At 40.9% G+C, this 19,483-nt stretch carries 14 protein-coding genes; 6 read left to right on the forward strand and 8 right to left on the reverse strand.

All coding sequences use genetic code 11. The features are described from left to right. Positions 1-104: 104 nt before the first annotated feature. A complete protein-coding gene (locus tag B5X70_RS00105; protein WP_079555823.1) occupies positions 105-980 on the forward strand; it encodes a hypothetical protein in 876 nt (291 codons plus the stop codon). 41 nt (positions 981-1,021) lie between these two features. Here B5X70_RS00105 and B5X70_RS00110 read toward each other — a convergent pair whose 3' ends face one another. Together B5X70_RS00110 and B5X70_RS00115 are read right to left on the reverse strand one after the other, a co-directional pair. Further along, positions 1,022-2,665: an AMP-binding protein gene (locus B5X70_RS00110; protein ID WP_079555824.1), complete on the reverse strand. Its 1,644-nt coding sequence runs from the start codon at positions 2,663-2,665 to the stop codon at positions 1,022-1,024. A 208-nt stretch (positions 2,666-2,873) separates the two neighbouring features. After that, a complete protein-coding gene (locus B5X70_RS00115; protein WP_079555825.1) occupies positions 2,874-6,524 on the reverse strand; it encodes an HYR-like domain-containing protein in 3,651 nt (1,216 codons plus the stop codon). Between the two features lie 296 nt (positions 6,525-6,820). On the opposite strand from B5X70_RS00115, the gene larB reads away from it, so the two are divergent. Next, positions 6,821-7,555: a nickel pincer cofactor biosynthesis protein LarB gene (gene larB, locus B5X70_RS00120; RefSeq protein ID WP_079555826.1), complete on the forward strand. Its 735-nt coding sequence runs from the start codon at positions 6,821-6,823 to the stop codon at positions 7,553-7,555. A gap of 13 nt (positions 7,556-7,568) precedes the next feature. After that, positions 7,569-8,369, forward strand: a complete 801-nt coding sequence (gene larC / locus B5X70_RS00125) for a nickel insertion protein (protein WP_079555827.1) — start codon at positions 7,569-7,571, stop codon at positions 8,367-8,369. A gap of 3 nt (positions 8,370-8,372) precedes the next feature. Here larC and B5X70_RS00130 read toward each other — a convergent pair whose 3' ends face one another. Further along, positions 8,373-9,080: a Crp/Fnr family transcriptional regulator gene (locus tag B5X70_RS00130; RefSeq protein ID WP_079555828.1), complete on the reverse strand. Its 708-nt coding sequence runs from the start codon at positions 9,078-9,080 to the stop codon at positions 8,373-8,375. Between the two features lie 308 nt (positions 9,081-9,388). On the opposite strand from B5X70_RS00130, the gene B5X70_RS00135 reads away from it, so the two are divergent. From B5X70_RS00135 to B5X70_RS00145, 3 genes are all read left to right on the forward strand, one after another. After that, positions 9,389-9,805: an OsmC family protein gene (locus B5X70_RS00135; RefSeq protein WP_079555829.1), complete on the forward strand. Its 417-nt coding sequence runs from the start codon at positions 9,389-9,391 to the stop codon at positions 9,803-9,805. A gap of 302 nt (positions 9,806-10,107) precedes the next feature. Further along, a complete protein-coding gene (gene fumC, locus B5X70_RS00140; RefSeq protein WP_079555830.1) occupies positions 10,108-11,499 on the forward strand; it encodes a class II fumarate hydratase in 1,392 nt (463 codons plus the stop codon). 18 nt (positions 11,500-11,517) lie between these two features. Continuing rightward, the gene (locus tag B5X70_RS00145) at positions 11,518-12,435 is read left to right on the forward strand and encodes a mechanosensitive ion channel family protein (RefSeq protein WP_079555831.1); all 918 of its coding nucleotides are present in this window, start codon (positions 11,518-11,520) and stop codon (positions 12,433-12,435) included. A 50-nt stretch (positions 12,436-12,485) separates the two neighbouring features. On the opposite strand, the gene B5X70_RS17995 is transcribed toward B5X70_RS00145, so the two are convergent. The 5 genes from B5X70_RS17995 to B5X70_RS00165 all read right to left on the reverse strand — a co-directional run bounded on the left by B5X70_RS17995 (position 12,486) and on the right by B5X70_RS00165 (position 19,447). Beyond that, entirely contained in the window at positions 12,486-12,635 is a 150-nt protein-coding gene (locus B5X70_RS17995) for a hypothetical protein (protein ID WP_157666483.1), read from the reverse strand. Positions 12,636-12,729: 94 nt separating this feature from the next. Next, the gene (locus B5X70_RS00150) at positions 12,730-13,542 is read right to left on the reverse strand and encodes a glycoside hydrolase family 16 protein (RefSeq protein WP_079555832.1); all 813 of its coding nucleotides are present in this window, start codon (positions 13,540-13,542) and stop codon (positions 12,730-12,732) included. 116 nt (positions 13,543-13,658) lie between these two features. Further along, entirely contained in the window at positions 13,659-14,477 is an 819-nt protein-coding gene (locus B5X70_RS00155) for a hypothetical protein (RefSeq protein ID WP_079555833.1), read from the reverse strand. 30 nt (positions 14,478-14,507) lie between these two features. Continuing rightward, positions 14,508-16,238, reverse strand: coding sequence for a RagB/SusD family nutrient uptake outer membrane protein (locus B5X70_RS00160; RefSeq protein WP_079555834.1), 1,731 nt, complete (start codon positions 16,236-16,238; stop codon positions 14,508-14,510). A 17-nt stretch (positions 16,239-16,255) separates the two neighbouring features. Continuing rightward, positions 16,256-19,447, reverse strand: coding sequence for a SusC/RagA family TonB-linked outer membrane protein (locus B5X70_RS00165; RefSeq protein WP_079555835.1), 3,192 nt, complete (start codon positions 19,445-19,447; stop codon positions 16,256-16,258). Between the last annotated feature and the right edge of the window lie 36 nt (positions 19,448-19,483).

Consider the following 19,483-nt stretch of genomic DNA (forward strand, 5'->3'; position numbering starts at 1 on the left):
TCCCATCTCTTTGCAAATGTGACCTCGTTTTTTTTCCGAAATAAAACATTGCATAATTTCTTCATGGCATATATTTTGTTAAAAAGGAGAAAAACCTTATTCCTATGTCAAAACTATGCTTTTATAAAAAGAATGCTTTGGGTAAACCCAATCATGGGAATTTGAAACGTGAAGTTTCAAATATACAATACAATCGAAAAGTAATCCTTCTATTGGTATTTCTTGCCATATCAATTTTACCAAACATGGCTCAGGTTCGTGATGTTCGTGAGAACGTCTCAAAAGATCGTTCGTCTTCACGAAGTAGCAGTTGGGGTAATGCAAAACCCTCCTCTTCCCGATCTAGCTATCAATCTGATGATGATAACTTAGTTTGGTTCGAAATGATGGCTTTTTTGTTTCGTGGTGTGGGTGAATTGGCATATGTTGTGGCAGATGCTCAACGCAATACGGTTTATCAAAGACTCTATCGACCGGAATTGGTTTCACTTCAAGCCACAACAAAAGCCGGAATCGACTTCAGATCAAATGCGTATATGATAAACCCCGGGATAAGAGGAAATCGGGGGCTTTTTGCAACGGAATTTAATTGGTTATATGTAAATGATATTACCGGAGGTATGTCAATAATTGACTGGCAGGTTTTAATTATTCGGATTCCAATTCGCTCAATTAAATTCGATTACGGGATTGGATTCAGCTATTTTACTGATCCTGAGTATACATATTTTGATCAGAGTTTTGGGTTTGAAAAAACTTTTACCGGCGGAAATATTAATTTACAGGGACAATATAAATGGAGCAACAAGTCGAACTTTGGCCCCAGATACAGAGAGGTGTTTTCCATTGAAGGGGACTTTTATCTCACCAATCTGGGGCGTTTCCGTTTATCCCCATTTTTGGGATACAATTACCAGAATTACTTCAATTCAACCTCTTTTAATTTTATTACCCTGGGGGTAAAATTCAGGTTGCAATAGGCTCTATTTTGATTCTTTATATTCTCTGTTGTTCCATGCCCTTATTTCACATACTTATATCGCTTAATGCTTTTCTTTGGAGTTTTTTCAAACTCCTCAGGAAAAATAATCATCCTGGATATAGCCATATATGGTGGAAGTTCCCTGTTAACTTCTGCCCTAAGTTTTTGCATCACCGTTTCTATTTCTTCAGAACTACAGTTTGATAAATCACACACTTCGTAATCGGGGTATATGAGAGCTTCAATTTTTCCGTCACTCTCCCTTACCAAACATTCCTGAACCAGATCCTTGCTTCCAATCACTGCTTCAATCTCCTCGGGATATATGTTTTGTCCCGATGCTCCAAGGATCATATTTTTACTCCGCCCACGGATAAAAATGAAATCGTTCTCGTCTATTACACCCAAATCGCCCGTATGAATCCACCCGTCATCGGTAAAAATATCACGTGTTGCTTTCTCGTTTTTGTAGTATCCAAGCAGAGTGTTATCCCCTTTTACCTGAATTTCTCCAACCACGTTGTATGGATCTTCACTGTCGATGCGTACCTGCATCCTGTCAACAATGCTCCCGGCACTGAATGTTTCTGTTTTATCCCACGGAGCATAACTGATAAGGGGGCCACATTCGGTCATTCCGTAACCCACTGTGATGGGGAAATTGATTTTTTTAAGGAACATCTCTACGTCACGGTTAAGTGCAGCGCCACCAACAACCATTTCTTTAAATTCACCACCAAAAACCTCAAACAAGGTGCTTCGTACCTTGTTGTAAACCAGCTTATTCAAGACCGGAACTTTTAGAAGCGCCTTTAAACCAGGTTTCTCGAGCTTTGGCATAATTCGGCGCTTAAATATCTTTTCAAGAATTAGGGGCACCGACAAAATCAAGTGCGGCTTAACCTCCCTGAATGCTTCGGTAATAATTTGAGGAGATGGAGTTCGTGTTAAAAATGTTATGTGACAGCCTGTAATAAAAGGCCATAAAAACTCGAACAAACAGCCGTAAGCATGCGCCATTGGCAGAAAAGAGACAATTCTATCACCTGCAACCAAATCAAATGTATCGCTGGCATATTTAACGTTAGACCAAATGCTGCGGTGTGGAAGCAGAACTCCTTTTGAAAATCCCGATGTTCCGGATGTATATGAGAGCACCATGACCTCTTCGCTGCCCATTTTCGGAAACTTTAACCGGGTTACATCAAATTTGCCGTTTCCGGTTTTTTCATCAGCCTTGGTCAGCGCCTTTTTCACTTTCCCTTTTGGATCAACCAGTGGCTCATAACTATTAACGGAAATAATGCCTTTAACATCTGGAATTTGTCCTTCATCTATCTTATCAAACATTAAATCGGACGATAACAAAAGCACCGATTCAGAGTGATTAATGATGTGATGTATGTCGTTGGAGTGAAAATCCGGCAAAATAGGTACGGTAACAGCACCGTATGTAACAGTGGCCAGATAACAAATGCCCCAATTTGACATATTCCGGCCAATAAGAGCAATTTTATCACCTTTTTTTACTCCCAACTCTTTAAACACAACATGAAGTCTAAAGATGGCTTTCCCTACCTGACGAAAAGTATAATCTTCGCCTTTAAAATCACTAAATGCTATCGAATCAGCATTTTCAACAATGGCTTTTTCAACCATCGATAGATACCCGTTCGCCTCCATAGAAATAAATTTTCTGTTCGAACTATTTGAATAATAACGCCCAAATTTTGATTAAATAATTGGAATTTCCAAAAATATAACCTTTTTAAGGATGCAATTACCACTTTTATGATCATATAATGCATTGAAAAACAAGGCGAAAAGCAACAGGCGTAAAGATGTTAATCTTTACGCCTGCAATCTTTGAGAAATACAATTAATATTCAGTTTATCTGATAATCATTTTAATGACTTCTCTGTCATCAGAATAGAGCACCTCGATAATATATACTCCTCCTGATTGATCAGATATGTCAATTTCAACCAAACTTTCTGACAGCCCGCGGTATTCACGAACTAAAGATCCTGACTGGCTGTATATCTGAATCGAAATAATCTCTCTACTACTGTCAGTCGATAGAGTGGCTACTCCGTTAGACGGATTGGGTATCAGTTGCATGCTGCCAACTATTTGCTCTCCGGCGAATGTTGAAAAATAGGAAATGCAATCAGATACTGCGGTACAATTGCCTACTGTTATTTCAACAGCATATTCTCCATATTGCAAAGCAACAAACTCTATTTCTTCGGAGTTTGCAACAGGAATCTCCGGGAAATTACAGTTAAACCATCTGTATCCATCGGCATTTATATTTAGTGCTTTCAAAACATTCCCTTCAAGTTGCACATCTGTATTTATAGGAAGTGGCTCTGAAATTGCAAAAGAACTATTTTTTAAGCAACCATATCCATCTGTAACTTCAACCTGGTATGTGCCAGAAAACAATCCAGTCCATTCACTTTCATCCCATTCCCCATCATTCCAATTAAATGAATAGCTTCCATTTCCTCCACTGATCGTTAATGAGATGCTTCCGGATGGATTCCCATAACATAGCACCATCTCTTTCTCGGGGGATATTTGCAGATCACTAACCACGGTAACCATAAAGCTACAGGTTGCTTTATTCCCTGCCTGATCTGTAAATGTGTATACGACTTCGGTATCACCGAGTGGGAAAATATCTCCTGGTACATGCGAACGACTGACCGTAAGATTATCTGTGCAGTTATCGATTGCGTCTGGCTCATTCCAATAAACAATCGCGCTACACCCTGCAGTATTTGCTACTGCAACGATGTTTTCTGGGCATTGACTGATATCCGGCGCAGTTACATCTTCTATCACAACGTTCTGTTGCTGCGTGCTGGTGTTCCCATGCCCATCATCGTAAGTCCAGGTAATGACTGTTGTCCCCTGTGCGGTAATTGGCAGTTCTGCATCGTGGGTACCGACAATGGTTCCGGCGCAGTTATCGGTGGCAGTTGGAGCAGTTAATTCTGTAACCATGCACTCGGCAGTTATGTCCGGCAGTTCAGTCACATCAGGAACAGGAGCGGTGACATCTTCTATCACAACGTTCTGTTGTTGCGTACTGATGTTTCCATTGCCATCATCGTAAGTCCAGGTAATGACTTTTGTCCCCTGTGCGGTAATTGGCAATTCTGCATCGTGGGTTCCGGTAATGGTTCCGGCGCAGTTATCGGTAGCAGTTGGTGCAGTTAATTCTGTCACCATGCACTCGGCAGTTATGTCAGGCAGTTCAGCCACATCAGGAACAGGAGCGGTGACATCTTCTATCACAACGTTCTGTTGCTGCGTGCTGGTGTTCCCATGCCCGTCATCGTAAGTCCAGGTAATGACTGTTGTGCCTTGTGCGGTAATTGGCAATTCGGCATTGTGGGTTCCGGTAATGGTTCCGGCGCAGTTATCGGTAGCAGTTGGTGCAGTTAATTCTGTCACCATGCACTCGGCAGTTATGTCCGGCAGTTCAGCCACATCAGGAACAGGAGCGGTGACATCTTCTATCACAACGTTCTGTTGCTGCGTGCTGGTGTTCCCATGCCCGTCATCGTAAGTCCAGGTAATGACTTTTGTCCCCTGTGCGGTAATTGGCAGCTCTGCATCGTGGGTTCCGGTAATGGTTCCGGCATAATCGTCTGTAGCCGTTGGAGCAGTCAACTCAAAAACAGAGCATTCCGAGTTAATATCCGGTAACTCCACAATGTTTGGAACAGGAGGAGTTGAGTCTTCAGTGATATTGAAACCTGAAAGAACAAATACATTTCCGGTACAGGATTCACTTACTGCAAAAACCTTAATTGTTACCGGACTAGTACCAAATGTTACATCTCTTGAGTTTCCGGATCCGCTGACAGATGCGGCACCTTTAATATCCCATATATAATCAACTGCGTTCTCAACACCTTCCAATGAATAAGTAACAGTTTGGTTAACAAAAACCTCGGTTGGGCCATTTAGATTACCTCCTTGTGGGACGTCCCCGATGCTTATCTCAAAGGATGTGTTATCTGAGTTGTTGGAATAGTTATAATCCAGCTGGTTAAGTGCAATTAGATTAGCATAGGCCGTTAAATTACCCGGTGATGCAGCCGGAACATTCCCGATAATTGTAAGAGATTTACTTTCACCGGGTGCCATTGCTTTTACATTCCAATAGCCTGATAAATGATTGTAAGTTCCTGCATCTGCTTCATGATACTCATAGTTGAACGAATGGGGTAGAGCAGCGGTTGCGATAATTCCGGTTGCTTCAATTTCTCCATGATTTGTAAGAGTTACTGTAAACGATACTTGTCCGCCCTCACAAACCGATTCTGTTACACCTGAAATTGTAATCGCAACATCTGTTTCTTCAGTTGGAGCGTCACCAAAAATCATCAAACGATGCATATATCGTCCGGAAAGAAAGAGCCTGCCGTTAATATCGTTGGCAACATTATAGGGATAATTCATGTTTCTGGCATCCACACTTCCTGCGGGATTAAACTGGGTTCTTGCAGTAAAATCAGGTTGACCTAATACCATGTCGGCATTTGCACCATTGGTAGTTGGGATTTCGTTAAAAATTAGCACCCTGTGATTTCCCCAATCACTAATAAATAGCTTTCCGTCGGGTGATAATGAAACCCCTGAAGGATTACGTAATCTATTAATTCGGGTTCTGGCTGTTGACGTTTCACCAACCACCACATCTGCTGAAGCGCCATTCGTTTCAGGAATGGTGTTATAAACCAGTACCCGATGATTGAAGTGATCACTAACCACCAATTTTCCATCTGGTGCTACCCATACCCCATAAGGTCCATTTAACTGATTTAAACCTGTTCCGGAACCGGAAGAATTGAAATCATTCTGACCAATGACCACATCGGCCGGGATGTTATTTTCATAAGGGATGGCGTTCCAAATCAATACGCGGTTATTGTTGTGGTCTGTCACAATTAATCTACCATCTGTGGTTACAAACAAACCCGTGGGTCTATTAAGTGACCGTCGCCCTGTACCTTCTGCGGAGCTGGTAAAAATGGGCTGACCAATCACGACATCGGCTTCCTGACCATTGGTTGTTGGAATGGAGTTCCAAATCAATACTCTGTTGTTTCCAGCATCGGAAACAATCAGCCGGTTTCCATCAGGACTAAATGCAACACCATCCGATGTACTCATGATGCTTTCGGAAGTTCCATCTGTAATTGTGGTGAAATTGGTATTTCCTATCACCACATCTGCAGGAGCCCCATTTGTAGTTGGGAATGAATTCCATATAAATACCCCACAGCCTTGTTGCAAAGCAACTGCCAGAACTCCCTTTGAACTTACAGCGCTATAGGTTGCACCCAGCAGCGACGATTGATTATAAGTATCATTAATTGTTGCAAAATCAGGCTGACCAAGAACCTGAGAAGCATTCATGAAATTTGAATAGTTCTGCTGTCCGAAAAGAACAACAGGCATAAACAACAGAAATAAAACAAAAAACAGATTTGGTTTGGTTAAAAGTAGATTTTTTTTCATAAGAACGATGTTTAGCTAGACAAGTTTTTACCCGCATTAGCATACTGATTGTGTGAGTTTTAGTTGTCTGAATTTGACGAACGAACTAATTCAACTTACGAACTGGTTGAAAATTTAGACAAAGAAGTCACATGGTCGCGATAGAAACAAACAATCAAACTATGAATGAATTACATGAAAAGTACAACGGAAAATGAAAAAAATTACCACATTTGTAGAATTGAACCAGTAATTAAATGATGACCCATATTGATTATGGTCCATAGTTTTAATAATAAAAATCAAATGATATCACTATGACATTCGATGAATTGTATGATAAAATAGCATCGGGAGAACTAAACAGGCAGGAAGCTCAAAGGCATTTTACCCTTGATTGGATACAAACTGCACGTAACTATATTGCCGATGTTAACAGGGGATCTCGCATCAACATTCCGGAAGTTATATACGGCGAATATAAATCGGCTTCGCAGAGCGTGGAGATTGCCAGAGCTCTTTTGGAAAGACATCCACGTGTTTTAGTGTCGCGAAGTCCCCACAATCGGGAAATTGCAGCTCATTTTGAAGCAGAATACGTCATTGAAGAAACTCCCAATCTTCTGATGATAGGGGAGGCTCCCCCTTCAAGGGGAGCGGTTCTAATCATCAGTGCCGGAGCAGCCGATCATCCGGTTCTTGCAGAATGCGCTCTCACATTGCGCTGCATAGGTGTTAAAACCATCGTCTTTGAAGACAGAGGAATCGCTCACCCCACCAGGGTTTTGGATGCAGTGAAGACAGGAATAGAAAACGATGTGGCGGCAGTGATTGTTGTTGCCGGAATGGAAGGTGCTTTAGCTCCGTTTGTCGCATCATTGGTTCCGCTGCCTGTTATTGGAGTTCCTACTTCAGTTGGATATGGTTTCAGGGCTAAGGAAGCTGCTCTTACATCCATGCTGGCTTCGTGTGCACCCAACCTGACTGTGGTTAACATTGACGGAGGATTAAGAGCTGCTGTGGTGGCCGGACTTATAGCAAAGAACAGATAAAACAATACTTATTATGCAGTTATTTATTAATGCCTCCGGAGGATTTGCCGGTGATATGTTTTCAGCAGCACTCATAAGTGCCGGTGCTGATGAAAAAATCGTAACCTCAAACATGAAGGCGGCCGCAGAAAAAATAGGAAGAGCTTCGGTGCGCCATCTGCGTACTGCAGATGGCAGTTCACGAATGTTGATTGAAGTAGAACACCATCATGGTCATTTATCATCACATAAAGCCATACATCTTTTGGAGCATCTTTTCGAAGACTTCAAAATTGAACCACAATACAGGGAATTTGGATTTAAAGTACTAAAGGCTCTGATTCAGGCAGAGAAAATTGCGCACGAAACGCATGACTTCGATATGGATCACCATCATTTTCATCATCATCACGACCATGAGCAAGGTCATCACCATCATCACCATGAAAATAATGAGCCGGAGGCCTGGTTGCATGAAGCACAGGATATATTAATTGACATCATGGGAGCTGTTACAGGATTACAACTGCTAAAAGCTCCTGTTAATGCTAGTCTGTCAGCACCGGTAGCCTATGGCGGAGGGTCTGTCAGCTTTTCGCATGGCACATTAAAAGTGCCTGCACCTGCCACAAGTGTTATGATTGAAACTAACCAGATCCCGGTAACAGCAGGGCCTATTGAGGTCGAATTATTTACTCCAACAGGAGCTGCCTTGTTAACAGCATTAAATGCCGTTAGAGTTGAAGTGATTCCAAATGAGTCTCCTCTTTACAAAGGAAGTTCCAGAGGAACCAAAGACTTGCCAATTCCTCCACTGGAAATCATGTTATTCTAAAACTTAAACATAGACATTCCCAATTTTTATGAGTTTGGGGATGTCTAAAAGTTTTATTCGTCTGCCTTGAATCTCAATCAGTTTATCAGCTTTAAACTCAGACAATAACCGAATCACAGATTCGGTTGCTGTTCCAACCATATTAGCCAGTTCCTCACGCGTTAATGAAATCTGGAGCGTGTAGTCATCGTCAAGTTCAAAAGTATCCATCAACAATAGGAGTACCTCTGCAAGCCTCTCTCTTACTGTCTTTTGAGCTATATCAGTAAGATATTTGTTGGCTTCTCCCAACTCGCGACATGTCAACTTCATCAAATCCATGGCAAACTCCGGATTAACCTTAATCAAACCGGTTAATGTTTCTCCCGGAATATAGCATAATGTGGCATCCTGTATAACTTCCGCGGTGGTGCAAGCCAACTCATCACTAATGACCGAACGGAAAGCAATCAAATCACCTGAACGGGCAAACCTGATGATCTGTTCTTTACCATCGAACCCTGTTTTGTAGATTTTTAATATTCCGCTGTTTACGATGTAACTGCCGTTTATCCTGCTACCTTCATTGTAAACGATTGCTCCGCGCTTATAGGCTGAGCACTGCATACTTGTTATAGCCTCCTGAACTTGTTCTTCACTCAGACCATTAAAAATCTCATATTTTTTTAGATCTGGTCGTTCAAATTCCTTAACTTGATGTTCGCGTTTCATCAATGATTGAATTAAATTGCTTAATAAATAGTATCTCTTAACCTTTTCCGACTATTCTTCCATTCAGGCATATAGATTATAAGGATATGGCATGATAAGTCAGCAACAAAAGCATAAAAAAACCAGCACAATGATTATTTTAAACGGAGATTTACTTCGTTTATGAAAAAAGTTAAAACACAATTGCTGTCGTGTATGACTTATTCAACAAAATCATCGAACCAAATGTTTATAACTTTGTATGGAGCAAAGATAAAAAGAAAGATTAAATTTGCACCATACACCAAATAAATTAAATATATAGATATATGATGAACGAGGTAAAAATCAAATGGCAAGGCAACATGGCATTCGAAAGCGAAATGTTTGGTCATAAAATTACATTGGATGCAGCCAAGGAAGTTGGGGGAGAAGACAAGGGTATTCGCCCCAAGCCGCTAATGCTTTTGGCATTAGCCGGATGTACCGGAATGGATGTTGTTTCGATGATGAAAAAAATGAGAGTAGATCTGGAAGGTTTGGAGATAAAAGTTGAAGGAGATCTTTCCGAAGATCATCCCAAAACATACCAATCCATGAAGGTGATTTACGAGTTTAAAGGGAAAGACCTTCCGGTTGAGAAACTTGAACGAGCCGTACAATTATCCGAAGAGAAATATTGTGGCGTATCAGCACTTTATAAACAAGTGATTCCGGTAACCACCGAAGTGCGAATTGTTGATTAAGTAACCTTACGATAGCAGTTACTCATACAATAGATCGTTAGATTATTAGATAAAAGAATGTACTTGATTTTAAATACATTACGAAACTTAAAAACATGTTTGTATGTGGTTGTAAATCAAGAGCATAAAAAAGTTTAACGAATTTCTATCGTAGATGCAATGAAAAATATAGCATCAATGGGTTCTCTGAGAAAGAAATAGATAGATGCCCGTATGGCTCTTCTGTTCCCCTTTGAGGGATTTTACTAGATTTCATCTTCTTGTACCTAAATTACTTACAGAACTCGTATAAAATAACAGAAATGGCATTTCGAATAGAAAAGGATACCATGGGAGAAGTGAAAGTTCCCATAGATAAATTATGGGGTGCTCAAACGCAACGCTCCATAATGAACTTTCCTATTGGCTCTCCAGCTTCAATGCCTATCGAGATAATAAAGGCTTTTGGGTATCTGAAAAAAGCATCGGCGCATGCAAACTATAAACTGGGATTACTTTCGGAAGAAAAAAAGGAATTGATCTCCGTAGTCTGTGATGAGATCATCAACGGAAAGCTAAACGACCAATTTCCATTGGTCGTTTGGCAAACAGGCAGTGGCACACAAACCAACATGAACTGCAATGAAGTCATTTCAAACCGGGCAGAGCAAATCAGAGGAGGTGAACCGGGAGGAGACAACAACTTTATACATCCCAACGATGATGTTAACAAATCACAATCCTCAAATGATACTTTCCCGACAGCGATGCATATTGCTGCCATAAAAATTCTGAATGAGGTTACATTACCAGGTATTAAACTTTTACAGAATACGCTTGAGACTAAGGCCGGAGAACTAGATGATGTGGTTAAAACCGGCCGTACCCACTTAATGGATGCAACACCATTGACTCTGGGGCAGGAGTTCTCGGCATTTGCAGCCCAACTAAAATATGGAATTAATTCCCTGGAACGCACGCTGGATCACCTTTCAGAGCTTGCGCTGGGAGGAACTGCTGTTGGCACAGGCCTGAATGCACCAAAAGGTTACGATGAGCTGGTTGCCAGACTTATTTCAGAGTTTACCGGATTCAGTTTCAAAACGGCTCCCAACAAATTTGAAGCTCTTGCCTCACAGGATGCTTTGGTTGAAAGTCATGGAGCACTAAAGCAACTGGCAGTAAGCCTGATGAAAATTGCAAATGACATAAGGCTCCTTGCTTCAGGTCCGCGATCGGGACTTGGTGAAATTCTTATTCCCGAGAACGAACCCGGATCATCCATCATGCCCGGGAAGGTAAATCCTACTCAGGCGGAAGCGCTAACAATGGTTTGCGCTCAGATAATGGGAAACGATGTAACCATTTCCATATCGGGATCAAACGGACATCTTCAATTGAATGTCTTCAAACCGGTTATCATCTATAACTTTCTACAATCGGCTCAACTTTTAGGAGATGCTTGTGTATCGTTCAACAACAATTGCGCAATTGGGATTAAACCCAACCACGAACGAATAAAAATGCATTTGGATAACTCTCTGATGTTGGTGACGGCGCTTAATCCACATATTGGATATTATAAAGCGGCCGAAATTGCAAAAAAAGCGCACAACGAAAACACCACACTGAAAGAAGCAGCTTTAGCTCTGGGTTATCTCGCAGAGGAAGAATTTGACAAATGGGTAGACCCATCAAAAATGATCGGAAAATAAACTTAAACCATAAAAATTATGACAGAATATTTTTCAACAGAATTCTGGGAAAACATGATAAGGAGCCTTTCAAACTGGGTTATTTCTGAATTACCCGGAATAGTTATTATTTTACTGGCATTTGCAATTTTTTTGAAAATTCTTAGATTTTCAAAAGCGCAGTTTCGAAAAATTCTGTATAAGCGTGCCGAAGAAGATGAGCATGTTGATACGGTTGAGGCTCATAAAAGAATAACTACGCTCACCTCCATTATTCATGCATTTTTAAAGATTGTGCTTTATATGGTGGTAATAATGATGCTTTTGAGTTCGTTTAGCGTAAATATAGGTCCTATTCTGGCCAGTGCAGGAATTTTAGGTCTGGCAATTGGTTTTGGTGCACAAGAATTGGTACGTGATTACATCGCAGGTTTTTTCATGTTGCTGGATAATCAGATAAGAAGAGGTGATGTGGCCATAATAAATGGTACCGGGGGGTTGGTCGAAAGATTAGAACTCCGCACCATAACCCTGAGAGATGTGAGCGGCGTGGTGCATATTTTCCAAAACGGGAAAATTAACAGCATCTCCAACATGACCAAAGAATGGTCCGCCATGACCTTTGATATTGGCGTAGCATACAAAGAGGATGTTGACAACGTAATGAGAGTAATGAAAGAGGTTGGGGATGAATTGTATAACGATGATGCTTTCAAAATACATATCATAGAGCCCATGGAAGTATCTGGCCTCAATGAGTTTGGCGATAGTGCGCTGGTGATCCGTGCAAGAATAAAGACAAAACCAGGCCAGCAATGGGGAATTGGAAGAGAATACCGTAAGCGCCTCAAGAAAGCGTTTGATCTGAATAACATCGAAATTCCATTCCCACATACCACGATTTACTGGGGAGAAGAGATAAAACCTTTAAATTTAAATGTTCAACAACAGAATTAATTCATATTAATTTATCCGATGACTCTGAAAGTCATCGGATAAATTCTCCACTATTTTAAATCCGGCATTTGATCCCGGGTTAAAACATAATCTCTACTAAAAGCATCTCTCCACCAATCAGCATCAGCAAATTCATGCCCCTCTGCGGCAAACGCTGTACCGTTCACATTGACCGTACGATTATAATCGTACCATGGCATAAAAAAAGACCATTTTGCTCCGGCCTCCCATTGAGAAGAGATGGTTGATAGGTTGAATATAATTCAAAAAGATAACAACTATAAGATAGAGATTCTAATTACGAAAACGATAAACCCTTACATAATCAATTAACATGGCCGCAGGAAAAATGGAATCGTCAACGCCTTGCTGACCTCCCCAGTTTCCTCCTACTGCAACATTCAGCAACAAATGAAATTTTTGATCAAACGGCCATTCAGCAGAGCCTTGCCCACTGTTATTAAAAGTAAAAACTAACTCGTCATTAATAATAAAGTCGATTTTTTCTGAGCACCACTCAACTGCATAAATGTGAAATTCATACTCGCTTTGGGGTAAAAAAACAGAAGTGCCTTTTTGTGTGTTAATCATGTGATTGAACGTCTCTGTATGGACAGTAACAAATACAGAATCGGGTATAAATCCCACATGCTCAACTATATCAATTTCGCCGCTATTTGGCCATCTTCCGTATTCACTGTCTGTTGGTAACATCCAGATTGCCGGCCATATGCCTCTGCCTCCTGGTAGCTTGGCTCGAACTTCCACACGTCCGTATTTCCAATCTCCTTTATGCCGAGTGGTCAGACGGGCTGAAGTATAATCAAAACTATGTATCCGTTCCTTTTGAACTTTAATATGCAGAAAACCTCCCTCTACCCAGACATTCTTTGGCTCTGCATAGGTATAATATTGAAGTTCCTTATTACCCCATCCATAGGTATTTCCTATGGTATCATAATTCCATTTCAATGGATCTGGTAAGCCATGGTAATTAAACTCATCGCTCCAAACCAATTGCCAGTCAGATGAAGATCTGGTGGTTGTGCACCCCGGTTTTAGCAACACCAAACAGAATAACAAAACAACCTTAAACCTAAGTTGCATTAACTGATATTTCCCCATACAAAAAACATAAGAGATCAATAATAACTAATATCCACCTCCTACAAAGCAAGAGGTGGATATATTCTCAGATGATTTACTTAGTTAATAGCCAGAATCTATGCAGGACGGAAAACCCAAACCCAACCTGTACCTCCTGCTGCATTTGGCACAAATAATACCATTCTGTCTGAACTCAATTCAATAATATTAAACACCGGATTGTCACCGGGGTTTCCTTCTGAACCTAATATATTCGCATCTCCTACGATGCGCAGTTGTGTGAAATCACTATTAAAAGCGAACGAACTTCCAGTAATAGGATCCGCATTTGGACCTGAATAATAGGTATAGTTTGCACCGCCATCAAGATCAAATATCATTCTTCCTGCGGCATCGGATGGAGGACAGCATTCGCCTCCAGCATTCCACCATACCTCTTGATAATTATCAGGAGACACCATATACCACCATAGTCCCCCTTGTTCCGGTTCAGGACCGCCATCAAAAACCCAGGTTTTACCTTCCAAGTCATCACCTACTAATGCATAATACGCGGCAGGTAAGGGATTATCCAGCACGTCTATTTGCACATCAATAGAAGCGGACACATACTCGACATTCATAGGTGTACCATCTGTCATATATGCAGTAGTTACATGAAATGTGAAAGTGTTTAACCCTGGTATTGGATAAATTACCTCAACACGGTCAGAGAACTTTTTGTCAATGACATAATCCCAATATCCTGCTACTCCGGGAGTGTTCATTTTCAGTGTTAGTTTATTCCCTCCAGGCGTGGATTGAATTGCTTCCAGTTCAATTGCATCCGGATTAAAGCTGTTCTTCAATACATCCCGGTCTTCAATAGGGTCACATGCTGAAAAGACCAACATTAGTGCTCCTATAAACAGCCAATATATATTAATTCTATTCATTTTATATAGTTTTTATGTTTAGACTAAAAATTACCACCCTGGGTTTTGTTCATAAACGCCGTTGGAAAGCCTGATTTCAGATTCAGGTATAGGCAATAAGCCTTTAGTCTCCGGACGGTAAGTGACACTATGGTTTACGATAATTCCTCCGGCGTTACTAACTTCAGCAACAACTGAATAGTAATTATTTGATGAATTCTCAACATCGCCCCAGCGAACTAAATCAAACCAACGTAAACCTTCAAATGCAAATTCATATTTACGCTCGGCTTTAAGATTCTCTGTAGACCAACTGACTGGATCTAAACCTGCTCTTTGGCGGACAGCATTGATTCCATCGGCAGTCTCTGTTAGTTCTGAATGCATCAGTAGAACATCCGCATACCGTAGATAGTAAAAATCCTGTGCAGCCCACAATTGCATTCCATCTCCATGTGACCAGCCATAAACATAATAGAACATTCCCTGAACACCATCAGCACCGCCATGTTGAAGCGTTGTATATTTCTTATTAAACAATCCTGTTTCATGATCAGCATTGTCAGGGGAGCTATAACCATCAGTTGCCTGGGCAGCGTCACCTACTTCAAGAATAGAACCTTTCTTCCGGATATCCCCATCATCCCAACTATTAAAAAATGCAGGATGAACGGTGCCCCATCCCCAACCTTGACCAAAAGGAACCAGAGAATTACCACGAATTCCAAAAAACAATGGGACTCTGTTATTGTATTTCTGTCCGTTGTCCCAATCCCAATTTCCAAAAGCAAATCGAAGAGCAAACATCACTTCTGTATTCCCAGTACCTATTTCAGAATTGTGTCCATCCTGACCAACCCAATTTAACCCTTCGTCCTCTGCCCAAGGTAAAACCACCTGACCAGCACTCTGATTTACATGTGAATATGGCCATAGATTTCTAAAGTCTGATACCAAAGCATATCCACTGCTCGCCATAATGTTCTCAAGATGGGTAACAACTTCAGATCTGGTTAGGGTACCACCATCAGGTAAAGGAACCACATCGGTCGGACTACCTGCCATATTAGTCATATATCCGGTATAAAACAAGTAGGTTCTTGCCAGATAGGCTTTTGCAACCCATCGGTTTGCATGTCCATAATCTCTCAGACCAATTTGATCTGCAGATATGGCCGGCATAAGTTCTGCTGCCATTTTGAAATCTGATGCAATTTGGCTGAAAGTTTCTGTAAAACTTGATCTTGGAACATCTCGTGGAGTCTCAGAAGAATTGATTAATGGCATTCCACCGAAAAAACGAGCTGCTCTATACATCATAAAACCTCTCATAAAATATGCTTCTCCAACTGCAGAATTACGAAAATCAATTGCTTCCTGCTCTGTATCAAAGAAGGGTGTATAATCGGCTTGAGAAGCGGCTTCTATAATGGCATTTGAACGGTAAACGCCATTGTAGGTCTCAATCCACAAATCTCTGTATGTATCTTCATTTGGATCAACGAAATTTGCAACATTTTTTGCCGATATATCATCCGGGCCACCTCCGCCAAACATATAATCGCTCAACAAATTGGCAGCCACATGCTCCTCACTATGAACTCCATTAACGTATAGTGCATTATAAACACCTCCCATAGCTTCAGTTATGTCCTGAGGAGTTTGATAAAAGTTTTCCAGGTTTTTCTGGTACAAGTTCTTAGTATCCAGAAAGTCCTCGCTACAGCTTCCGGCGAATAAGATCAAACCGGCAGTAACCATTATATGTGCTATTCTTTTCATACTGTTTTTGTTTAGAATTAGAATGTTACGTTTACACCAACCATAACGGTTCTTGGCAATGGATATAGCCCTAAATCTACACCTGATGCCCAGTCAGCATCATGGCCAAAACCAATTTCCGGATCCATACCATCATATTTTGTAAAGGTGTAAAGGTTATTAAAAGAAAAATACAAGGATGCAGCTTCCATCCAATTTACGTTACTTAAAAAGCGATCAAATCTATATCCAACAGTTAAGTTATTTATTCTTAAATAGTCAGCATCATGAAGATAAATATCTGAAATATAGTTCGTGTTACGATGCGATGATGAACTTAAGCGTGGAATTCTGGTAGATGTTCCCTCTCCATGCCAACGTGAAAAAATGTCAGTGGTGTAGTTTTGGGTAAATTGATCTGCAAAGGATCTGTAGGACTGCATAACTTGCATCCCAAACTTTCCAGTTAATGTCGTATTGGCAAAGAATCCTTTGAACTCAGCATTCAGTCTGATTCCCAACTCAAAATCGGGATTTGGATTACCCAGCATGACTCTGTCATTCTCATCAATTACACCATCTCCATTCTGGTCAACGAAACGAACATCACCGGGACGCTGATCCTCGAAATATGGACGACCATCGGGGCCTACATAAGCGTCTACTTCATCCTGATTCTGAAGAATTCCATCTGTTTGGAATCCATAGAAAAAACCAATTGGCTTACCGACTTCTACTCTTGAAATATAAGAGGTTCCCTGCGATAAAACATGTGGTGGTCCGGTAATTATGCCTTCAGCATTTGCAAGCCGGGTAACTTCATTCTTATTATAGGCTCCGCTAACCATAGCCCCATATCTAAATTCCCCAATACGGTCATTCCATCCAAGAGAAATCTCAAATCCCTTATTTTCAATGTCTCCACCATTTATAAATGGTGCTCCGGCACCTGAGGTTCCCTGTATCGGAGCTCTAACTAACCAATCTTTCGTAGTTTTTTTATACCAGTCAAAGGTTAGGGCTAATCGCATACGCAAAAAGTGTCCATCAAGTCCGATATTTAACTGCTCGGAAGTTTCCCAGGTTACATCCGGGTTTGGAACATTTTCAGGAACAGCTGTTGGTGATGAAACCAGTTTATCAGGACCAAAGTAATATCCTTGTGGGCGATATGCAATATTGGAACTGTAAATAAAATTTGGGATGCTTTGGTTTCCATTCTGCCCCCAACTCGCTCTTAATTTACCAAAATCCATAAATCCTAACCCATCAAAAAAGTTTTCCTCAGTAAAATTCCAACCAGCAGAAACAGAAGGGAAATATCCCCAACGGTTGCCTCTTGCAAAGTTTGAAGATCCATCTGCACGGAAAGTCATATCTAGCATATACCTTTCCTGGTAGTTATATGAAGCTCTTGCCATATAGGATAACAGACCGCCACCTTGTGCTGCCCAATCGCGCCCCCAAGTGCCTATGTCGCTAATAGTCTCCGCAACTACATTATCCAGATAAGCATATTGAGGTAAACCAAAAATGGTTTTGGCCTTGGTTCCTCCTACATTAAAATTTAATTTATTTTCTAAAACTTCTGACCCAACTAATAAACCAATGCGATGATCATCAATTGCAAAATCATAATTAACTGTATTAGTCCAAGTGTAATTGACTCCCTGATACATCTCCTGAGTAGCAGCATCATTGGTATTACTATACTGTGTAGCTAGTCGATATGTTGGCGCCCATGATCGGCTATGACCAAACCATGCATTGACTCCAAATGAGGAACGTATCCGTAAATCTTCTATCGGTTCAAGGATAGCATATACATTTCCGGTAATATTATTTCCTTTGCCCCAATTATAGTTGTGGCGATGGTACATGACCGCAAGAGGGTTGTGTTGGCCTAACGCAACACCTTCAAGCGTAGGAGTAAAGCCTTTAGAATGTGGAGACTGATCCCAATATGCAGGCATCAAAGGGTTCGTAACGAGTGCATTGTGAAGATCATTCCAGTAAATATTTCCGGTTGCAACACTTCTATTCTCGGTATTGGTATAGGTAAAATTCTCGCCAACTGTCAGAACATTGTGTCTGTCATTTTTAAAAATAATCATTTCGGTGTTCATTCTGGCTGTAATTCTTTTATAGCCAGCATCAGTAATATCTCCTCCTAAAATACCAGTCTGGTCGAAATAGGAAAAACCTAATGAATAAGTTACGTCATTACTGGCTCCGGTGATGTTGATAGCATGACTTTGTACAGGTGCGTTGTCCTTTGACATTTCATGGATCCAGTTCGTACCTTCCCATCCGTCTTGAAGTTTATTCCATACATAGTCTCCTAACTGAGAGCCCAATTGGTCCGGGAAGTTGGCATTTAAGTAACTGTTATTTCTTATTCTGGTTTCCCAGTCATAGGGAGCTAGTCCATCGTTTGTGCGCCCTTCGTTCATAATAAACATATACTCCTGAGCATTCAATGGAGTTAAGTTTTTGTAAATATTCTGTACCCCATAATATCCTTCGTAAGTAACACGGGGTTGAGCTCCCCTCACTCCTCGTTTTGTGGTTACAAGTATTACCCCGTTAGCTGCCCGAGACCCATAAATCGCTGCGGAAGCAGCATCCTTTAAAACATCGATGGATTCAATATCTGATGCATTCAGATAATCAATATTTCCCACAGCTACTCCATCAACAATATAAAGAGGACTGGAATTACCAATTGTTCCTAAGCCCCGGATAGTAACGCGTGTCCCTGCTCCAGGAGCTCCGCTATTACGAGTTACACTTACACCTGCAGCGACTCCCTGCAAAGCTTCCATTGCTGTTGTTGTGTTCATTTCAGAGATGCGATCTCCTTGTACATTAACATTAGCGCCGGTAACTAACGCCCTTTTCTGAACGCCATAACCAATTACAACAACTTCATCAAGATCAGTCCAGGCATCGGTCATTAGCACATTAATAGTGCTTGAGGTAACAGTCACCTCTTCATTATTGTACCCAATAAAAGAAAACCTTAAGGTTTCTCCCATTTGAGTAGATAAAGAATAATTACCATCAATATCGGTAATAGTACCAATGGTAGTTCCAACCACCATTATACTGACCCCGGGAATGGCTTCCCCGGTAGATTCAGATGTCACCCGTCCAGTTACAGTGACATCTTGAGCTGCTAACAATGTTGTCAGCATCATCAGAAACAAAAGTCCTAACGTTTTTTTCATAAGATTTAATTTAATTACAAACTGATTAAGTATTAT

This window comes from Alkalitalea saponilacus (assembly GCF_900168165.1).
In the GTDB taxonomy this organism is placed as follows: domain Bacteria; phylum Bacteroidota; class Bacteroidia; order Bacteroidales; family Marinilabiliaceae; genus Natronoflexus; species Natronoflexus saponilacus.

Coding starts and splice junctions, on each gene's coding strand:
- B5X70_RS00105 (WP_079555823.1), top strand. CDS start 105: ATGTCAAAACTATGCTTTTATAAAAAGAATGCTTTGGGTAAACCCAAT.
- B5X70_RS00110 (WP_079555824.1), bottom strand. CDS start 2,665: ATGGAGGCGAACGGGTATCTATCGATGGTTGAAAAAGCCATTGTTGAA.
- B5X70_RS00115 (WP_079555825.1), bottom strand. CDS start 6,524: ATGAAAAAAAATCTACTTTTAACCAAACCAAATCTGTTTTTTGTTTTA.
- larB (WP_079555826.1), top strand. CDS start 6,821: ATGACATTCGATGAATTGTATGATAAAATAGCATCGGGAGAACTAAAC.
- larC (WP_079555827.1), top strand. CDS start 7,569: ATGCAGTTATTTATTAATGCCTCCGGAGGATTTGCCGGTGATATGTTT.
- B5X70_RS00130 (WP_079555828.1), bottom strand. CDS start 9,080: ATGAAACGCGAACATCAAGTTAAGGAATTTGAACGACCAGATCTAAAA.
- B5X70_RS00135 (WP_079555829.1), top strand. CDS start 9,389: ATGATGAACGAGGTAAAAATCAAATGGCAAGGCAACATGGCATTCGAA.
- fumC (WP_079555830.1), top strand. CDS start 10,108: ATGGCATTTCGAATAGAAAAGGATACCATGGGAGAAGTGAAAGTTCCC.
- B5X70_RS00145 (WP_079555831.1), top strand. CDS start 11,518: ATGACAGAATATTTTTCAACAGAATTCTGGGAAAACATGATAAGGAGC.
- B5X70_RS17995 (WP_157666483.1), bottom strand. CDS start 12,635: ATGCCATGGTACGATTATAATCGTACGGTCAATGTGAACGGTACAGCG.
- B5X70_RS00150 (WP_079555832.1), bottom strand. CDS start 13,542: ATGCAACTTAGGTTTAAGGTTGTTTTGTTATTCTGTTTGGTGTTGCTA.
- B5X70_RS00155 (WP_079555833.1), bottom strand. CDS start 14,477: ATGAATAGAATTAATATATATTGGCTGTTTATAGGAGCACTAATGTTG.
- B5X70_RS00160 (WP_079555834.1), bottom strand. CDS start 16,238: ATGAAAAGAATAGCACATATAATGGTTACTGCCGGTTTGATCTTATTC.
- B5X70_RS00165 (WP_079555835.1), bottom strand. CDS start 19,447: ATGAAAAAAACGTTAGGACTTTTGTTTCTGATGATGCTGACAACATTG.